Source organism: Aliivibrio salmonicida LFI1238, from assembly GCF_000196495.1.
Lineage (GTDB): Bacteria > Pseudomonadota > Gammaproteobacteria > Enterobacterales > Vibrionaceae > Aliivibrio > Aliivibrio salmonicida.
In genome coordinates this window covers 3,265,002-3,281,305 of record NC_011312.1, presented here as the reverse complement: position 1 = coordinate 3,281,305, position 16,304 = coordinate 3,265,002, and the positions used below count along the sequence as shown (strand labels likewise).

At 33.5% G+C, this 16,304-nt stretch carries 19 protein-coding genes; all 19 read right to left on the bottom strand.

All coding sequences use genetic code 11. From position 1 onward, the window contains the following. Nucleotides 1-2: 2 nt before the first annotated feature. A complete protein-coding gene (locus VSAL_RS15920; protein WP_012551424.1) occupies nt 3-1,004 on the bottom strand; it encodes a hypothetical protein in 1,002 nt (333 codons plus the stop codon). Nucleotides 1,005-1,031: 27 nt separating this feature from the next. Beyond that, nucleotides 1,032-2,168, bottom strand: a complete 1,137-nt coding sequence (locus VSAL_RS15915; RefSeq protein WP_012551423.1) for an NAD-dependent epimerase/dehydratase family protein — start codon at nt 2,166-2,168, stop codon at nt 1,032-1,034. Nucleotides 2,169-2,177: 9 nt separating this feature from the next. Then, entirely contained in the window at nt 2,178-2,750 is a 573-nt protein-coding gene (locus tag VSAL_RS15910) for an acyltransferase (protein WP_012551422.1), read from the bottom strand. Then, nucleotides 2,750-3,463 (bottom strand): glycosyltransferase, encoded by a 714-nt coding sequence (locus VSAL_RS15905; RefSeq protein ID WP_012551421.1) that lies wholly within the window; start codon nt 3,461-3,463, stop codon nt 2,750-2,752. Before VSAL_RS15905 ends, VSAL_RS15910 begins: the two co-directional genes overlap by 1 nt. After that, nucleotides 3,460-4,302 carry a glycosyltransferase gene (locus tag VSAL_RS15900; protein ID WP_012551420.1) on the bottom strand — a complete coding sequence of 281 codons (843 nt, stop codon included), beginning with the start codon at nt 4,300-4,302 and terminating at the stop codon, nt 3,460-3,462. Before VSAL_RS15900 ends, VSAL_RS15905 begins: the two co-directional genes overlap by 4 nt. A 10-nt stretch (nt 4,303-4,312) precedes the next feature. Next, nucleotides 4,313-5,596, bottom strand: coding sequence for an O-antigen polymerase (locus tag VSAL_RS15895; protein ID WP_012551419.1), 1,284 nt, complete (start codon nt 5,594-5,596; stop codon nt 4,313-4,315). 3 nt (nt 5,597-5,599) lie between these two features. After that, nucleotides 5,600-6,478 carry a glycosyltransferase family 2 protein gene (locus VSAL_RS15890; protein ID WP_012551418.1) on the bottom strand — a complete coding sequence of 293 codons (879 nt, stop codon included), beginning with the start codon at nt 6,476-6,478 and terminating at the stop codon, nt 5,600-5,602. A gap of 101 nt (nt 6,479-6,579) precedes the next feature. Next, nucleotides 6,580-7,098 (bottom strand): ISAs1 family transposase, encoded by a 519-nt coding sequence (locus tag VSAL_RS24115; protein ID WP_269447621.1) that lies wholly within the window; start codon nt 7,096-7,098, stop codon nt 6,580-6,582. Then, on the bottom strand, nt 7,082-7,717 hold the full coding sequence (locus VSAL_RS24110; RefSeq protein ID WP_083799302.1) for an ISAs1 family transposase: 636 nt from the start codon (nt 7,715-7,717) through the stop codon (nt 7,082-7,084). The genes VSAL_RS24115 and VSAL_RS24110 overlap by 17 nt, the downstream gene beginning before the upstream one ends. Before the next feature lie 57 nt (nt 7,718-7,774). Beyond that, entirely contained in the window at nt 7,775-8,122 is a 348-nt protein-coding gene (locus VSAL_RS15880) for a hypothetical protein (RefSeq protein ID WP_044583349.1), read from the bottom strand. After that, a complete protein-coding gene (gene rfbC / locus VSAL_RS15875) occupies nt 8,119-8,673 on the bottom strand; it encodes a dTDP-4-dehydrorhamnose 3,5-epimerase (RefSeq protein ID WP_012551417.1) in 555 nt (184 codons plus the stop codon). Before rfbC ends, VSAL_RS15880 begins: the two co-directional genes overlap by 4 nt. A gap of 4 nt (nt 8,674-8,677) precedes the next feature. After that, on the bottom strand, nt 8,678-9,559 hold the full coding sequence (gene rfbD / locus VSAL_RS15870; RefSeq protein ID WP_012551416.1) for a dTDP-4-dehydrorhamnose reductase: 882 nt from the start codon (nt 9,557-9,559) through the stop codon (nt 8,678-8,680). Further along, the gene (gene rfbA / locus VSAL_RS15865; protein WP_012551415.1) at nt 9,559-10,446 is read right to left on the bottom strand and encodes a glucose-1-phosphate thymidylyltransferase RfbA; all 888 of its coding nucleotides are present in this window, start codon (nt 10,444-10,446) and stop codon (nt 9,559-9,561) included. The genes rfbD and rfbA overlap by 1 nt, the downstream gene beginning before the upstream one ends. After that, entirely contained in the window at nt 10,446-11,561 is a 1,116-nt protein-coding gene (rfbB, locus tag VSAL_RS15860; RefSeq protein ID WP_012551414.1) for a dTDP-glucose 4,6-dehydratase, read from the bottom strand. Before rfbB ends, rfbA begins: the two co-directional genes overlap by 1 nt. A gap of 215 nt (nt 11,562-11,776) precedes the next feature. Beyond that, nucleotides 11,777-12,286, bottom strand: a complete 510-nt coding sequence (locus tag VSAL_RS24105; protein WP_269447619.1) for an ISAs1 family transposase — start codon at nt 12,284-12,286, stop codon at nt 11,777-11,779. After that, nucleotides 12,270-12,902: an ISAs1 family transposase gene (locus VSAL_RS24100; RefSeq protein WP_083799300.1), complete on the bottom strand. Its 633-nt coding sequence runs from the start codon at nt 12,900-12,902 to the stop codon at nt 12,270-12,272. Before VSAL_RS24100 ends, VSAL_RS24105 begins: the two co-directional genes overlap by 17 nt. 134 nt (nt 12,903-13,036) lie before the next feature. Further along, nucleotides 13,037-13,876 (bottom strand): glycosyltransferase family 52, encoded by an 840-nt coding sequence (locus VSAL_RS15850; protein WP_158306885.1) that lies wholly within the window; start codon nt 13,874-13,876, stop codon nt 13,037-13,039. 266 nt (nt 13,877-14,142) lie between these two features. Beyond that, nucleotides 14,143-15,039: a hypothetical protein gene (locus VSAL_RS22345; RefSeq protein ID WP_012551412.1), complete on the bottom strand. Its 897-nt coding sequence runs from the start codon at nt 15,037-15,039 to the stop codon at nt 14,143-14,145. Beyond that, on the bottom strand, nt 15,032-16,291 hold the full coding sequence (locus tag VSAL_RS15840; protein WP_044583348.1) for a lipopolysaccharide biosynthesis protein: 1,260 nt from the start codon (nt 16,289-16,291) through the stop codon (nt 15,032-15,034). The genes VSAL_RS22345 and VSAL_RS15840 overlap by 8 nt, the downstream gene beginning before the upstream one ends. Between the last annotated feature and the right edge of the window lie 13 nt (nt 16,292-16,304).

The window sequence follows — 16,304 nt, the reverse complement described above, 5'->3', positions numbered from 1 at the left end:
TTTTAATCAGCATCAAATAACGTGCAGATCCAACTTTGCAAAGAATATTTATCATAAATTTCTTGCTCAGGTTTTAAGTAGATAGATGACATGAATCTTTCTGAAATAACAGGCGCATCTCGGTCAATAACGAGAACATTACTTTCGCTATAAAATGCATAGTTCTTTATATCCGCATTAGTCATGATCAGCTTTTTATTTAACCCAAGCATTTCTATAGAGCGCATGGTTAATCCAGTTTGATCAGGATGCTGAATATCAATTACAGCGCTAGAATTAATAAAAACATTTTTTATCTCTAACTTTGACATTGAACTAAAAGACACTTCGTTATAAGAGATAAAATCAAATTCACGAGTAAACATTTTTTTTAATATAAAAAGTAATTTACTAGAGCAATAGAAGAAGCTAAAAGTATTAAAACCTCTATCTTTAAATTGCTTCATGATTGATTTGGCAAGTTTAACTCTATCACTATGAACAGTGCCAATAAAAGACACTGCATATTGAGTAGTAACTAATTTATCTCGTTCTATACTTTTAAAATTATTGTTATAGAAAAGCGCCAAGAATCTTATATCGACACCACTTATACGATCAGTCGGGTCAAAAGAGAATACTCTATCAAAACAAGATACAACTTTTTTTGCATTGGATTTATTTTTAAACGAATCCCACATGTATAAAATTGAAATCATACTTTCATTAGCAGACTGGATATTTTCTATAAATTTCTGCTCTAAAGTCTCTGGAGATATCACAAACAAATAATCGTATTTTTTTTCAGTAGCTTTATAGCATATTTGTGTAAAGTGTTTTTCAATATCACTCTTAATCAAAGTTTTAAAGTTTAATCTATTAAGGATTTTAGCTATCGATGATGTAAACGGCCGTTCATCAAAATAGTCAACATCCACACCTAATGCTATCAATTCATCAGTGATGTCTTTTTCATAACCAAAAAATGATGGCGCAATGAAAAGTATTTTTTTATTCTTTAACATAACGATTCATACTTATTAAAATAAATGTTATTTATACAAGCCTTTTGACTTCATTTCAGCAATGGAGCTTTCATACAAGTCAGCTTGAACTTCTTGTTGATTAACCCAAGCAGTAAATTTTCGCATACCACTAACAAAATCAACTTTAGGTTCAAATCCGATTTTCGATTTAATTAAAGTAAGATCGGCAAAATTATGTCGAATATCTCCAACACGATAATTGCTACTAATCAGTATATTAGAACTAGACTCATAAACACTCTTCAATGTCTCTGCAACGCTCAATACGTCTGTACAGACCCCAGAACCAACATTAAAGATTTGATAATTTGCATTCTCATTGAAAATAGAGAGTACAATAGAATCGACTACATCATCGATATAAACAAAATCACGACTTTCCAAACCATCTTCAAATATATTGATATCATTACCATTTTTAATTCTCGTTGAAAAAATAGATAAGATACCTGTGTATGGATTAGATAATGACTGACCAGCGCCATATACATTTTGAAATCTTAATGACACGGTAGGAATATCTAAACTTTCCCCTGTGATCATAAACATTTGTTCTTGAACTTGTTTCGTTACACCATAAATAGAAGAAGGATGTATTTTGCTTTCTTCATCAGTAGCAAGCAATTCAACATTAATGGAGCATAAAGGGCACTTAACATTAAAATCATCATGCTTCATATCTTCATCATTGCGGGCGTTAGGATACACAATGCCGTGTTCTGAACATAAATACTTACCTTCCCCGTAAATAGATCGTGAAGAGGCAATTACCATCTTAGTGATGTTATGTGGTTCATTAGCAAGTAAATCTAAAAATATCGCGCTACCACCAATATTGATATCTGAATATTTTTTTATTTGGTACATCGACTGTCCAGTTCCGGTCTCTGCCGCTAAATGAACAACAGTATCAATATCTTTCAATGCTTCTAGCCAGTCGTCACGAGATTCCACAGTACCTTGAATAAATCGAACTTTACCTTTTATTGAACAATACAAAGGTGATAATTCAGGATTTTCTCCATGTATCTGCGGTGATAAATTATCAAGTACTGTGACATTACAGCCTTTATCTATTAAATCCAGCGCCAAATTTGAGCCAATAAAGCCTGCACCACCTGTGATTAATACATTCTTAGTCATTTTTAAATCCTAAATAAAATTTCCAACAGTGTCTGTTTTTTTCCAAATCATATCAATTGGATCATAACGTTTAATAATTTTTGCTGGGACACCGACTATAACGCAATAGTCAGGGTAAGTTCCTCTAACCACCGAGTTCGCACCTACTATACATTGCGTACCTAAAATTGTACCAGCTTGTATCACAGCACCATATCCTATAAAACAATTAGGACCTATTGAAGTCTGCTTAGTAATATACTTTTGCTTTAGAATATGTACACCTATTTCAGTATAATCATGATCTATATTAGTAATCATAACATTTTCTAAAATAGTTGTATTTTCCCCAATTGTTAATTTTCCTTTAGAAGTTATATGGAAATTTTGACCAATAGAAATATTTTCTTCAAAAACAATTGAGGATTCATTATCAACAGGCTCTATTCGAGCGCCAGGAAATATCCTGACTCTTTTAGCTATAAATATACGACTAAAATGGCTTATAAAAATAGGCTTTCCAATATAAGAAGGTAACTTAAACTCACCTAAAAAAGGCTTATATATTAATCCTCTGATAATCCATAAAATTTTAAATAACATTAATTCCTCTTGAAATAATGTAAAAATGCATAAATAACTAATTGAAGCCTGGAATGCAATTTTTGATATAAATTACGGTTAGAAGCATTGCCGGTTTGAGATGAAGTTGACATATGCCTACGGTATAAAAGTAATGGCTGCTTTTCAAAATATACATTAAAACTTAACTCGATCATAATACCAAACCACCAATCATGAAACATCATCAAATTATTTGGTATTGGTAATGAATAGTCGAGTACATTTTTATTAAAAGCTAAACAGCAACCAAGATATGAGCTTTTATACAAATTATAAAAAAATCCAGCCTTAGAATTATTAAAATCAAAATATGAATGCTTAATAACATTAAGATTCTGATCTGTAACCATACAATTCATAACAACTGCATCATGAGTTTTCAAATGGTTTAGCGCTATCGAAACTCGATTATCCAACCAAATATCATCTTGATCAGCTAAAAAAATAACATCGCCAGAACTATTATTTAGAGAATTTGTAACATTACCGACAACACCTGATTCACACTCATTAGATAAAAATATGATTCTAGAATCAAAAAAGGAGTTTACAATATCCTCTGTTTTATCTGTAGAACCATCATCAGATATAATCACCTCATCAAATGTACCTAGCTGAATCAAGATTGAATCTAACTGCTCTCTAATATATTTTTCACCATTATATGTTGCCATACATACTGATATTTTCATGTTTTTTTTCTTAGCACGTAGTAATTAAAGAAAATAGATATTGGCATAAAAGATAAATATTTAATATTTAAGCGAAGCATTCGCCTTATAACAGACCAAAGTGTAGACTTATGTAAACTAATAGCTAACTCTGCAGCTCCTTCACAATAGAATTTAAATCTTGATAATTCGGCTACTCTATTCATCCCTTCATCGCCGGATAGGCTATGATTCAGCTCGACGTCAACTAACACCAAGTTTCTATTACCCTCCTTATACTTTTCGATAAAATATACATCACTAAAATCCAGTTTGATATTAGGATTATACCCACCTACTTTTTCAAAAATAGTAACTGGAATGAACAAACCACTATTGATAACAGATATTCCATTAATATCTTGAAGTTTCGGTAAATTAAACTTTTTATAATGACTACAATGACCAATAAAGTTTTTCAGCGTTGCTGGTGAATAAATTTTTGATTTGTTTTTATCACAAACAATTGGAGCATAGATAAAAGTATCACCATACTCGTTAAACGCATTGATGTAATCATCTAAATTAGACAGAAGGAAATAAGTATCCTGATCCAAAATCAAAACAGCACTTTTATTAGAACTTAGAGCGTACTCAAAAGAATGATTATAAGCCTGGCTGACACCTGAATTATTTTCATCGTGATAATACATTAAATGTTTATGATTTAAGTTATTACTTTCAGCAATAATAGGATCAGTAGAGTTATCATAAATAATCAGCTCAACATTGATATCACTTGATAACAACTCAAATATAATTGGAATATCCGCAATGGATTTATTAAAAACAACAACTGAAATTAAAATGTTATTATACATACCAACCTGTTTAAAATTTAAATACATATCTAAACTTCATTGAAAAAAGAAAACAAAGAAGGACAAATAATTGATTGAAGTAATTTGTAAATGGACTCATAAATAGTGAGTAAAACACAACACTTATTAGCAAGCTAGAAGATAAACTTTTTGAGTTTATATATGATCTATAACTATAATCAGCTAAAATACCATATAAAAATGAAATAATAGCAACACCAAAAACTCCAAAGTCTAAATATAAATCCGCAATTATAGTTCCCAGTAAGCTATAAGAGTCTAAAAGTGGGTTATACTCTATATCGAAAGCTTCATTGTATTTAAATATTTTTATATACGCTTGCAATAAATATTTACCAAAATGTAACTCATTATCATTTAGTAAAATCATGTCATTTAACGTAGAAAAATTTGTCGCTGTATACAGATTAAAAGTAACATCAAATATATTTACATCAAATTCCTTGTTTATTTTAGCATAAGCTTTCATAAACTCCAACTCATTGACATCTGATGTACCGCCGCCTAGATATCTCAAAGAACCGATAATAATAAACAAAATACTTATAGAAATAGTCAGTTTGAAGAATTGCTTGTCTATCGATAAATCATTAAATCTAATATAGGTAAAAAATAAAGAAAATATTAATAATAAAATCAATTGTCTTGATAAAGAATCAAATATCATTAATGTACAGAATAGAATATAACCAATGCAAATATACTTCCTTATGTTTCCTTTTTTATATAGGTAGTAATAGCAACTAGGAAGTATAGCTAACAACATGTAGAAATAATGAAGAATTGGTAAATTAATTTTATCTATGTAGGCATTTGAACCTTGTAGTGTTTTAACTACTGAAAAGCCACCACTTAAAAAGGTCTCAACTACAAAAATAATGACACCGAGAGTAAAAAATAAATGCACAACACTATACGAAACGCTTGCATCATAAGAAATACATTTGGCCTTACTTGAAAAAATACAACCTGAAAAATATGCTATAAAAAACACAAAAATAACAATATAAGTTTCTAGTGAAAGGTCATTTTGACGATATGATAAGTTAAATTGATAGTAGAAAAAACCAAATAAAAATGGTAAAACAAATATTATTGGATTGAAAAGTTTTTTATAAATAAGAAAGCTAACAATAATAATTAAATTCATTGAAAAATAACTTATTATAAGAGTTAACTTACTGCTTGATGCTATATCGCTTAAATTTAAAAAGTACAAAAAAAACAATAAACTTATAAAAATATAGCCAAGTACTCTGAAAAAAAAACTCATAGTTCACCTGAAATTAGGTTTAGTAAAATAATTTTTAACTCTATTTTTAAATTGCCTTCCATAGCAATAAATGATTCTAAAAGTTGATCCCTTCGCAAAGCATTTAGCCAGATCTAAAATTGTTAAACAGTTACTCAAACTTAACCCATGAGCTTTCATATACAAAAACCATGCATCACCAAATCTGTCTTTATGTAATATTCCTAACTGAAGATAACTTTCACTATCACTATTTGAAACTCTAACTTTACCAAGTTCAATGTTAACGGCGTAATCAAGTCGCTTAATTTTGTAGCAGTTACCAATGAATAGGTGTCTTAGAATAAAGTCCCAATCTTCCAATGACTTTAAGTTAATATTAAAACCGCCGAGCTCTTCAAAACGAGATTTTTTAATCATAAATCCAATATCAATGTCATTATGATACTTTATATCGTCTATAGATATTTCACCAAACTTTTGCCTAGTTTGACTATTGATCACTTCAAAGTCACCGGATTCAAAAAAACGCCCAGATGAGACCAACGAGTACTTACCCTCTTTAGCTATATGAAGCATATTATTCAAACGGCCTGGCATATAAATATCATCGTCATCAAGAAACGTAATAAACTCTCCTTCGGCTTGAGCTACACCTAGGTTTCTAGCTCTTGCAGCACTATGCAAACCATCATTTCGTATCACCTTGACAACGATAGAACTTGGTACAATTAAACTAACGATTTTCCGAATTTCTGTGACTAAGCTCTCTTTACTATCATCTACAATGACTATTTCAATACTAGAAAGCTGTTGATACACTATCGAGTTTAGTGCTCGCGGCAAGCAGTCTAATCGATTACAGGTTGGAATAACTATGCTTAATAAAATTTCACTCACCATATACCTTATTATTAAGTTAAACTTTTAAGGGCGTTGTTGACCAAATCAGCTAGAGGTTTGATCAGGGTCCACGCATGAGTTGCCAAAATGTTAAATTACAGCTAAGTGCCAAATAATACCATCTCTCTAAAGTCTGTATTAAGTGCACATTTCAACTGCCGTTTCTTTAACGTTCCTTTTAAATTCACCAATTTTATGAAGTTCATACACATCTGGCGGATCCTAGATAAATTCTCTGCAGCATGCTGATACATTATCTTGCTATCGTCTTCTTTCATTACGCTATCCAACCACCAATGCATGCTTTCTACACCCCAATGGCCTCGGCATAATTTACCAAACTCTTCTGCTGATAATTTCTTAGATGATATGAAATATCTAATACCTAAAGAGCCTGAGTTACTTTTGTTATGTTTATTATAAGTCACTGCTATACATAAACTTTCTAGACCTTTCCAATCAACAGAGAAGTCTCCAAATACTTCTGTAAATGGCACAACATAATAAGACCTAACCATTTTGCTTCCGCGCTTACCGACTTCTTCCGTTTCAAATTTATCACACTCTAAATGAGCAAGTTGAGCAAGTTGAGCAAAAGAAAATTTATTTAAATAACATATTATGTAAGCGTTCTTGGTTACCTTTCACTGCTAATAAGTAATCACCTTCTCTATTAACAATATCTGCTGCAATTGTTCTCTGACAGCCCATTGCATCAAGACTAATAGTTCTGTTTTTAACTTTAATTAGCTTTAGTATTTCAGGAATTGTCGTAATTTCATTACTCTTAGAATCTGTTTTTAATTGACCTAAAACCAAGCCTGTATCAACAGAATAAGCATTTACCATATGAGTTAAGTATTTGTTTTTACTATAGTCATATGTTCCTCTTAATGATTCCCCATCAATCGCTACATGAGTCGTATCTAATGATTTTTCATACTGAATATCATTGCACCACCGTGTAAAACAAATTGAAAATTCATCTGGGTCAACCAAGCTAACTATTCGAGCAATGGTATCGTGGCTCGGTACTCCATTAGAGTAATCGCTAAATTTTCTAAACCACGTTAAATTCTCTTCACCAAAGGTATCTATCTCATCCCAGGTCTTCATTCCACACAACATTGCGGTAACTACTTGGAACATTACTTCAAAGAAATTATACGTCGATTTTCTCGACTGACGTGTATCGCTTAATATGTTAAAATGCTCTTTAAACTCGTCGTAATTCATCATTTTGTCTTCTTCTGTTTTGTTAACAGTATAAGATCATTTCTAAACACCGAATTCAAGCTATTTTAAAAAATTATATCCCGAAATATTAGGAATCACTGCGTAAATAACATGCGTGGACCCTGGGACAGATGCGGTAAAAACTTTTTGAACGTGCCCTTTTTTACCGATTTCAAAAGTAATAAATCTTGCAGTAGCACTACTCATTGATGTATTTAAAAAAGACAGCATTAGAACGATGCTACCAACGACATTGTAAATACCAAAATCTTCTACACCTAGAGCATCTAACACAACTCGAGAAGTATATAAAGATACACCTAAAGTAAAAAACATTCTTAAATACAAGAAAATAGCATTTTTCGCTATTATTTTATTTCCGTCTTGCTTAGTTGTTTCTTCAGTCATGCCCAATCATTACTAATTATCTTTTCAAATTTTATTCCATTTATATCTTTTTCAGAAAGCATGGGAATTCCGGAAAGAGGCCAATTTATAGCTAAGCTCTCATCGGCCCAAAAAAGTGATATTTCAACTTTCGGATTATAATAATCCGTACACTTATATACAAATTCAGCTTCATCACTCGTTACATAAAAACCATGTGCAAACCCTTTCGGCACCCACAACTGCCGCTTGTTTTCTGCGGATAAATACTCGCCAACCCACTGACCAAACGTTGGAGAGCCTTTACGTATATCGACCGCCACGTCAAACACCTCTCCTGAAACCACACGAACTAATTTCCCTTGGGTGTTTTCAGTTTGATAATGCAAGCCACGCAAAATCCCTTTCTTAGATTTTGAATGGTTATCTTGTACGAATCGGGTAGGCTTACCAGTCACTAACTCTTCAAATTTCGCTTGATTCCAGGTTTCCATAAAGAAGCCGCGTTCATCACCAAAAACCGATGGCTCAATAATTTTCACATCGGGAATGCGAGTATCAATCACTTTCATGCACTTATCCTGTATACGCTTGTATGTTCTTTAGGGCCGTTTGCCAATCACTCGCTTCTATTGAAAATGCGGTTGTGATTTTATTGGTATTTAGGCAAGAGTTACTTGGACGTTTCGCTGGGGTTGGGTATTGCACTGTTGTGATGCCCGTTAAGCTTGGCTTTGTCTTAATTACACCTTGCTCTTTTGCTGTATCAAAAATAGCATCAGCAAACTCGTACCAACTCACATGAGGCAAACCAGAATAGTGATAGACACCATAATCAACCATATTACCTTGGGTAATGCGCTCTGCGATAGTAATCAATGCGTTGGCAATATCACCCGCGTACGTTGGTCCACCAAACTGGTCTCCAACAATGCTTAATTCATCTCGAGTTACGCCTAAACGGAGCATGGTTTTGACAAAATTATTACCATGCTCACCAAACACCCAAGCAGTACGAAGGATAATGTGTTTATCGCACGCGTTTGCTACGGCGCTTTCACCGGCTAATTTACTTTCACCGTAAACGCCTTGTGGATGCGTAACATCACGCTCGTCATACTCACCAACCTTATTACCTTCAAAGACATAATCGGTTGAGATATGCAACATAGCCGCACCAACTCGCTGTGCGGCTTGCGCTAAATAGTTAGGTCCATCACGATTAATCGCGTATGACAAATCCACTTCGTCTTCCGCTTTATCCACGGCAGTATGCGCCGCCGCATTGATAATAATCGTGGGTTGAAAATCATCAGCAATTGCATTCACAGCATCTTGATTAGTGATGTCTAACTGATCTCGGTCTAAAGCAAGCACGCTTGTGCTTGCTTTATTCACTAATTGAGCAGTAAGGCAATGACCAACTTGACCATAACATCCTGTAATTAATACCCGCATCAATTCATGGCCTTTTTTTGACTTTCATTTACTAAGCGAGTCAAATATTGGCCATACTCATTCTTCATCATCGGTTTCGCAAGTGTTAACACTTGCTCATCACTCAACCAACCATTACGCCACGATATTTCTTCCAAACACGCCACCTTTAACCCTTGAACATTCTCAATGGTTTGTACAAATGAAGACGCTTCATGAAGACTTTCATGCGTTCCAGTATCAAGCCACGCAAAACCACGACCTAATAACTCAACATTTAACGAGCCATTATTAAGGTACATCTCATTCAACGTGGTAATTTCAAGCTCACCTCGATGTGAAGGAGTTACTTTCTTCGCCATCTCAATCACATCGTTATCGTAGAAATAAAGCCCGGTTACCGCATAATTTGATTTTGGTGCTTCAGGTTTTTCTTCAATCGAAATCGCCTTCATGTTGTCATCAAACTCAACCACACCAAAACGCTCAGGGTCCTTTACTTGATAACCAAATACTGTCGCTCCAGATTCACGAGACGCCGCATTTTTTAACGTTTGAGAGAAAAATTGGCCATAGAAAATATTGTCTCCCAACACCAAACACACACTGTCATTACCAATGAACTCTTCACCGATAATAAAGGCTTGCGCTAAACCATCTGGACTAGGTTGAATGGCATACTCGATATTAATACCAAAGTAAGAGCCATCACCCAATAAACGTTTAAAACCCGCGTTATCTTCAGGCGTAGTAATAATTAAAATGTCTTTAATGCCCGCCAGCATTAAGGTAGAAATAGGATAAAACACCATTGGCTTATCGTAGATAGGCAATAGTTGTTTAGATACACCACGAGTTAATGGGTACAGACGTGTACCTGAACCACCAGCGAGAACAATCCCTTTCATTATTTACTTTCCTTTGATTCTACTGACTCTACACCTAGGCGCTCACGTTGATAGCTGCCATCTTGTACATGTTGACACCATTCTTGGTTATTTAAATACCATTCAATCGTCTTTTTAAGACCTGTTTCAAAAGTTTCTAGTGGTGTCCAACTGAGTTCTCGCTGCATTTTACTTGAATCAATTGCATAACGTCGGTCATGGCCTGGCCTATCTGTTACATAAGTGATTTGTTCTTGGTACTTAGATTCTTTTGGCACTAAAGAATCTAAAATTGCGCAAATCGTCTGAACAACTTCTAAGTTTTGCTTTTCGTTATGACCACCGATGTTGTAGGTTTCACCGACTTTACCTTCAGTCACAACTTTATAGAGCGCACGTGCGTGGTCCTCAACAAACAACCAATCGCGAATTTGATCACCTTTACCGTAAATAGGTAAAGGTTTTCCTTCTAATGCATTTAAAATAACCAGTGGGATCAGCTTTTCAGGGAAGTGATATGGACCATAGTTATTTGAACAGTTGGTTACTATTGTTGGTAACCCATAGGTTCTTAACCAAGCACGAACTAAATGATCAGAACTAGCCTTAGATGCAGAATATGGGCTTGATGGCTCGTATGATGTTGTTTCGGTAAATAACGGTAACTCTTTATTCGCTGAAGGCTCTGTACCATCTTCAATATCGTCTGGATGCGGTAAATCGCCATAGACTTCGTCAGTAGAGATATGATGAAAACGAAAAGCTTTCTTAGCATCTTCAGATAATGTGTTCCAATACGCTCTTGTCGCTTCAAGAAGTGTATAGGTGCCCACGATATTAGTCTGGATGAAATCTGCCGGGCCCGTGATTGAGCGATCAACATGTGACTCTGCTGCTAAATGCATAACAGCATCAGGCTTGCATTGTGCGAAAACTCTGTCTAATTCGGCACGGTCACATATATCAACTTGCTCGAAAACATAACGTTCATTTGACTCAATACTCGCTAACGATTCTAGGTTACCAGCGTAAGTTAATTTATCGACATTGATAACACTATCTTGTGTATTATTGATAATGTGACGCACTACTGCTGAGCCAATAAAACCAGCTCCACCTGTGACTAAAATTTTCATTTTTATGCTTCCAAGATGTATTACTTGCCTAAAAACAAGTTCAATTTAGACGTTGTGAATTGAAAAATCACACATCCCAATCTCAGCCTATAGAACCAAGCTGAGACACTTTAAATCTATTTTGAGACAGTCGCTCTTATTTCTAAGTAAGCGCTATCCCTTGTAAACCTTGGGTTCAGGGTTTACGCATGAGTTGCCAAAATGTTAAATTACAGCTAAGTGCCAAATAATACTATCTCTCTAAAGTCTGTATTAAGTGCACATTTCAACTGCCGTTTCTTTAACGTTCCTTTTAAATTCACCAATTTTATGAAGTTCATACACATCTGGCGGATCCTAGATAAATTCTCTGCAGCATGCTGATACATTATCTTGCTATCGTCTTCTTTCATTACGCTATCCAACCACCAATGCATGCTTTCTACACCCCAATGGCCTCGGCATAATTTACCAAACTCTTCTGCTGATAATTTCTTAGATGATATGAAATATCTAATACCTAAAGAGCCTGAGTTACTTTTGTTATGTTTATTATAAGTCACTGCTATACATAAACTTTCTAGACCTTTCCAATCAACAGAGAAGTCTCCAAATACTTCTGTAAATGGCACAACATAATAAGACCTAACCATTTTGCTTCCGCGCTTACCGACTTCTTCCGTTTCAAATTTATCACACTCTAAATGAGCAAGTTGAGCAAAAGAAAATTTATTTAAATAACATATTATGTAAGCGTTCTTGGTTACCTTTCACTGCTAATAAGTAATCACCTTCTCTATTAACAATATCTGCTGCAATTGTTCTCTGACAGCCCATTGCATCAAGACTAATAGTTCTGTTTTTAACTTTAATTAGCTTTAGTATTTCAGGAATTGTCGTAATTTCATTACTCTTAGAATCTGTTTTTAATTGACCTAAAACCAAGCCTGTATCAACAGAATAAGCATTTACCATATGAGTTAAGTATTTGTTTTTACTATAGTCATATGTTCCTCTTAATAATTTCCCATCAATCGCTACATGAGTCGTATCTAATGATTTTTCATACTGAATATCATTGCACCACCGTGTAAAACAAATTGAAAATTCATCTGGGTCAACCAAGCTAACTATTCGAGCAATGGTATCGTGGCTCGGTACTCCATGAGAGTAATCGCTAAATTTTCTAAACCACGTTAAATTCTCTTCACCAAAGGTATCTATCTCGTCCCAGGTCTTCATTCCACACAACATTGCGGTAACTACTTGGAACATTACTTCAAAGAAATTATACGTCGATTTTCTCGACTGACGTGTATCGCTTAATATGTTAAAATGCTCTTTAAACTCGTCGTAATTCATTTTTTTTGTTAACAGTATAAGATCATTTCTAAACACCGAATTCAAGCTATTTTAAAAAATTATATCCCGAAATATTAGGCATCACTGCGTAAATAACATGCGTGGACCCTGGGTCAACAGCGCCTTTATTCACATTAAATTTTACTATTACCTTCAATATACCCAAATGCCCTAATTAAATTATCATGCACTGCTGTGCCATAATAGATTACATTAGCATCTGTTTGCTCTTCAAAATCATAAATCGCAGTTGAAAATAGTGTAACTACATTTTTCAATTTATTATCATACATAACCGATTCGACTAGATTATAATTATTTAACACACTGCATTTTGGAAAATTCACCTGATAGTTAGTCAATTCTCTTGGATGTGGTTTTATTATCACATTTTCAAATTTACTAATTATTCTACTATAAATATCTATTTTTTCTTTTTCCGTTAGAACACCATCCTCACTAAGCGGTTGCGTTATGAGTAATGTTACATTTTTAACCATAATTGTTTTTATTTTAAAAACACTGTTTAGCATCACATCTAAATTAGAAATAAAGTCATTACGATTAACTAATGATACTTTGCTTATTATATCCAATGGGGTGTCCGACAATCCAGTTAGGTATATTTTCGATACATAATCACAATAACCCATATTACTAACTGGCACTCTTAATAACGACAAAACACAGCGTTTAAAGATGTTTCTTTTTACTGGTGGTTGATAATTTTTTATTCCATCTTCAATTAAATTAAGCTTTCTAGCATAAAATAAAGGTGATAAAAACAAATGATCATGTCCATAGTACTCTGTCGCTGTATCAAAAAATGGTTTTAAATATTTGAATCGTCTTGGAAAAAGACCATTAGACAACATGATTAATTCCAATTTAGATATGCGGCTTACATTTTTGTGATAGATAATATAGTTGGGTATTTCCGCTAACACTTCTTGAAAGCTTATGTTATCACCCATGATGACTAATGTATCTGTAAGGCTTTTATTTATATGTGTGTATAATGCTATGGAATACAATGACTCAACCATCAATACTTTACTATATACACTATTTGATATCTGTTTACTCTTTATTAAAGACATGATTATTCAACTTAAAACTTTAACTTGATATATATCATCTATACTTTAACTAGTTATCTTTTTTACAACACTAACTAATCTAGATTTCATATTTCGTACTATTTTCATGACAAGATAGGTAGCAACATCACGACTGCTAATTACAATTCCACAATTCCACAATTCCACAATTCATCTTTATAATCTTTTTTGAAATCACGTTTTCTTTTTGCTTTAATTCTTAATGTGTTCGGTAATTTCAAAGTTATATTGAATTTATTTAATGTTCGTTCAATGCTTAAAAAACGCAAACGTATTATAAATTCTTTTGTTATCTTCACGTAGCGACTCTGGGGGTTGTCCTTTAGCAAATAGTTACTAAAACCCATGTCTTTTTTAATAAATTTCATATGGTAATAAGCAAACACTCCACCGGCATCACTTAATCCAGACAGATCTAAAAACTCGAATTCTTTTTTCCATTTGAATATATTGTTTTTACTTACGGGGAATATACATAAATCACCATTCATACCACAAAATATAGAATTTGAAGGTATAAATAACTCACCGTGATTATCAATTAAATTAACACCATGTAATTTAAAGTAATCAGTCTCAGATGAGTTAGCTAGGTAAGAACGAATTATATCTGTCGCAGAAGTATCATAGATTATATCACCATCAATCTTCACCGCATACTTACATGTCGTTTTTGATAATGCGTAATTGTAATAATGAACCAAACTATGTACATTATCATGTGGTAATTCAACATGCTCTTTTGAACCTTGAGCAAATACTTTAGGTAAATATTTAAAAGCTTTTACTTTACCACCAAAATCATTAATTGCTCTTTTTATTTCATATTCAGTATTATCTGAACAATCATTAAAAACAACAATTAATTCATCAAGTAAATCAATCCAAGAACTGATAACTTGATAAATATATTCACCTTCATTTTTGGCCCGAATAAAACCACTTAGACCAACGCTTCTATTTATTGAATCAAACGTTTCTAGGTTAACTATTGGGTTTAGTTCAATATTAATCATTTATTTTTAATCCCCAAGGCATTTTGTAAGCATTATTAGAAATATAAAATGTCATTATAAAGTGTATTAACTTAGATAAAGTAAAGGCCATAGCAACACCAACTAGTCCAAATTGTTTAGCAAAGACAAATAACAATATTACATTAATCAGTCCAGCTATAATCGTAATGCATGCTAAGTAACTCGTTTTTTTAGAAAAGAAAATATAATTAGTGACCATGAGATACATACCACTAAATGCTTGACCTAAACATAGCCAACCAATGATTTCACCTGCCGCTTTATATTTATCACCTGCAATTAACGTAATAAATAAAGGTCCAATCCAGAATGCAAGCCCCGCTAATAACAGGATACTAACCATATAGATATAGGTGTTTTTTACAATTTTCTGTTTCTCTTGCGCATCATTATGTTTCAACCGTTCAAATAACCACGGAACATAGGCTTTATTAATAGCATCAAACACAATTAGCATTGCCGAACTTAACTGCACTGCCACCATATAAATTCCGACATCGACAATGCCTAACTGCTGGTTAATGACAAATCTATCATATAAATTCAACAAGACACCGCCGATCGAATGAGGCATAAGTGGCACACCAAAAGCTAGCACTTCTTTAATATATGTTGGTCGCCATAGACGCACTTGCAATAGATTATCTTTATATAACCAAGCCAATGCGACCATCGTGGCAATCAAGCCAGTAATGACTTGAGCATCGATCCGGCCTTCTGCACCTTGTTCTAGAACAACCACAAACAGAATAGACAATAACATATTAATCAAACTACTACTGACTTGTAGCATACCAAACAATTTAGCCTGGTTCCTTATCTGCCACTGACCTAAGCGGATTCTCGATATAAAACCTAGAATGCTAATACCTACAGCCGCTAAAACCCAAGACGTCGGTATAGCTAAAAATTCACTAAGCTGTTGCTGGAATAATGCAATACATATAAAAACGAGCACACTACTTACAGCCAAAATCTGCATGCAACTACCATTAAACTCTTTTAAAACAGTTTCACTTACATCACCATCATAAAACTTACGCTCAGCAGCACCAACGGCATTTAAACCAATAAAAGTACCGATACCAGCTAATAAAGTCTGGAACATGGCAATTTGACCATATTCAGCAGGACTTAAATAACGTGTTAAAATTGGTAATAATAAAAAAGGAATAATGGCATTTAATATATTTGACACCAGATAAACTCGGGCGCCCTTTAATAAACTCATAAACAGCAACCTA

Coding starts and splice junctions, on each gene's coding strand:
- rfbC (WP_012551417.1), bottom strand. CDS start 8,673: ATGAAAGTGATTGATACTCGCATTCCCGATGTGAAAATTATTGAGCCA.
- VSAL_RS15920 (WP_012551424.1), bottom strand. CDS start 1,004: ATGTTAAAGAATAAAAAAATACTTTTCATTGCGCCATCATTTTTTGGT.
- VSAL_RS15850 (WP_158306885.1), bottom strand. CDS start 13,876: ATGGGTGATAACATAAGCTTTCAAGAAGTGTTAGCGGAAATACCCAAC.
- VSAL_RS24100 (WP_083799300.1), bottom strand. CDS start 12,902: ATGAATTACGACGAGTTTAAAGAGCATTTTAACATATTAAGCGATACA.
- VSAL_RS22345 (WP_012551412.1), bottom strand. CDS start 15,039: ATGATTAATATTGAACTAAACCCAATAGTTAACCTAGAAACGTTTGAT.
- rfbA (WP_012551415.1), bottom strand. CDS start 10,446: ATGAAAGGGATTGTTCTCGCTGGTGGTTCAGGTACACGTCTGTACCCA.
- rfbB (WP_012551414.1), bottom strand. CDS start 11,561: ATGAAAATTTTAGTCACAGGTGGAGCTGGTTTTATTGGCTCAGCAGTA.
- VSAL_RS15910 (WP_012551422.1), bottom strand. CDS start 2,750: ATGTTATTTAAAATTTTATGGATTATCAGAGGATTAATATATAAGCCT.
- VSAL_RS15900 (WP_012551420.1), bottom strand. CDS start 4,302: ATGTATAATAACATTTTAATTTCAGTTGTTGTTTTTAATAAATCCATT.
- VSAL_RS15915 (WP_012551423.1), bottom strand. CDS start 2,168: ATGACTAAGAATGTATTAATCACAGGTGGTGCAGGCTTTATTGGCTCA.
- VSAL_RS15840 (WP_044583348.1), bottom strand. CDS start 16,291: ATGAGTTTATTAAAGGGCGCCCGAGTTTATCTGGTGTCAAATATATTA.
- VSAL_RS15880 (WP_044583349.1), bottom strand. CDS start 8,122: ATGACTGAAGAAACAACTAAGCAAGACGGAAATAAAATAATAGCGAAA.
- VSAL_RS15895 (WP_012551419.1), bottom strand. CDS start 5,596: ATGAGTTTTTTTTTCAGAGTACTTGGCTATATTTTTATAAGTTTATTG.
- rfbD (WP_012551416.1), bottom strand. CDS start 9,559: ATGCGGGTATTAATTACAGGATGTTATGGTCAAGTTGGTCATTGCCTT.
- VSAL_RS24110 (WP_083799302.1), bottom strand. CDS start 7,717: ATGATGAATTACGACGAGTTTAAAGAGCATTTTAACATATTAAGCGAT.
- VSAL_RS15890 (WP_012551418.1), bottom strand. CDS start 6,478: ATGGTGAGTGAAATTTTATTAAGCATAGTTATTCCAACCTGTAATCGA.
- VSAL_RS15905 (WP_012551421.1), bottom strand. CDS start 3,463: ATGAAAATATCAGTATGTATGGCAACATATAATGGTGAAAAATATATT.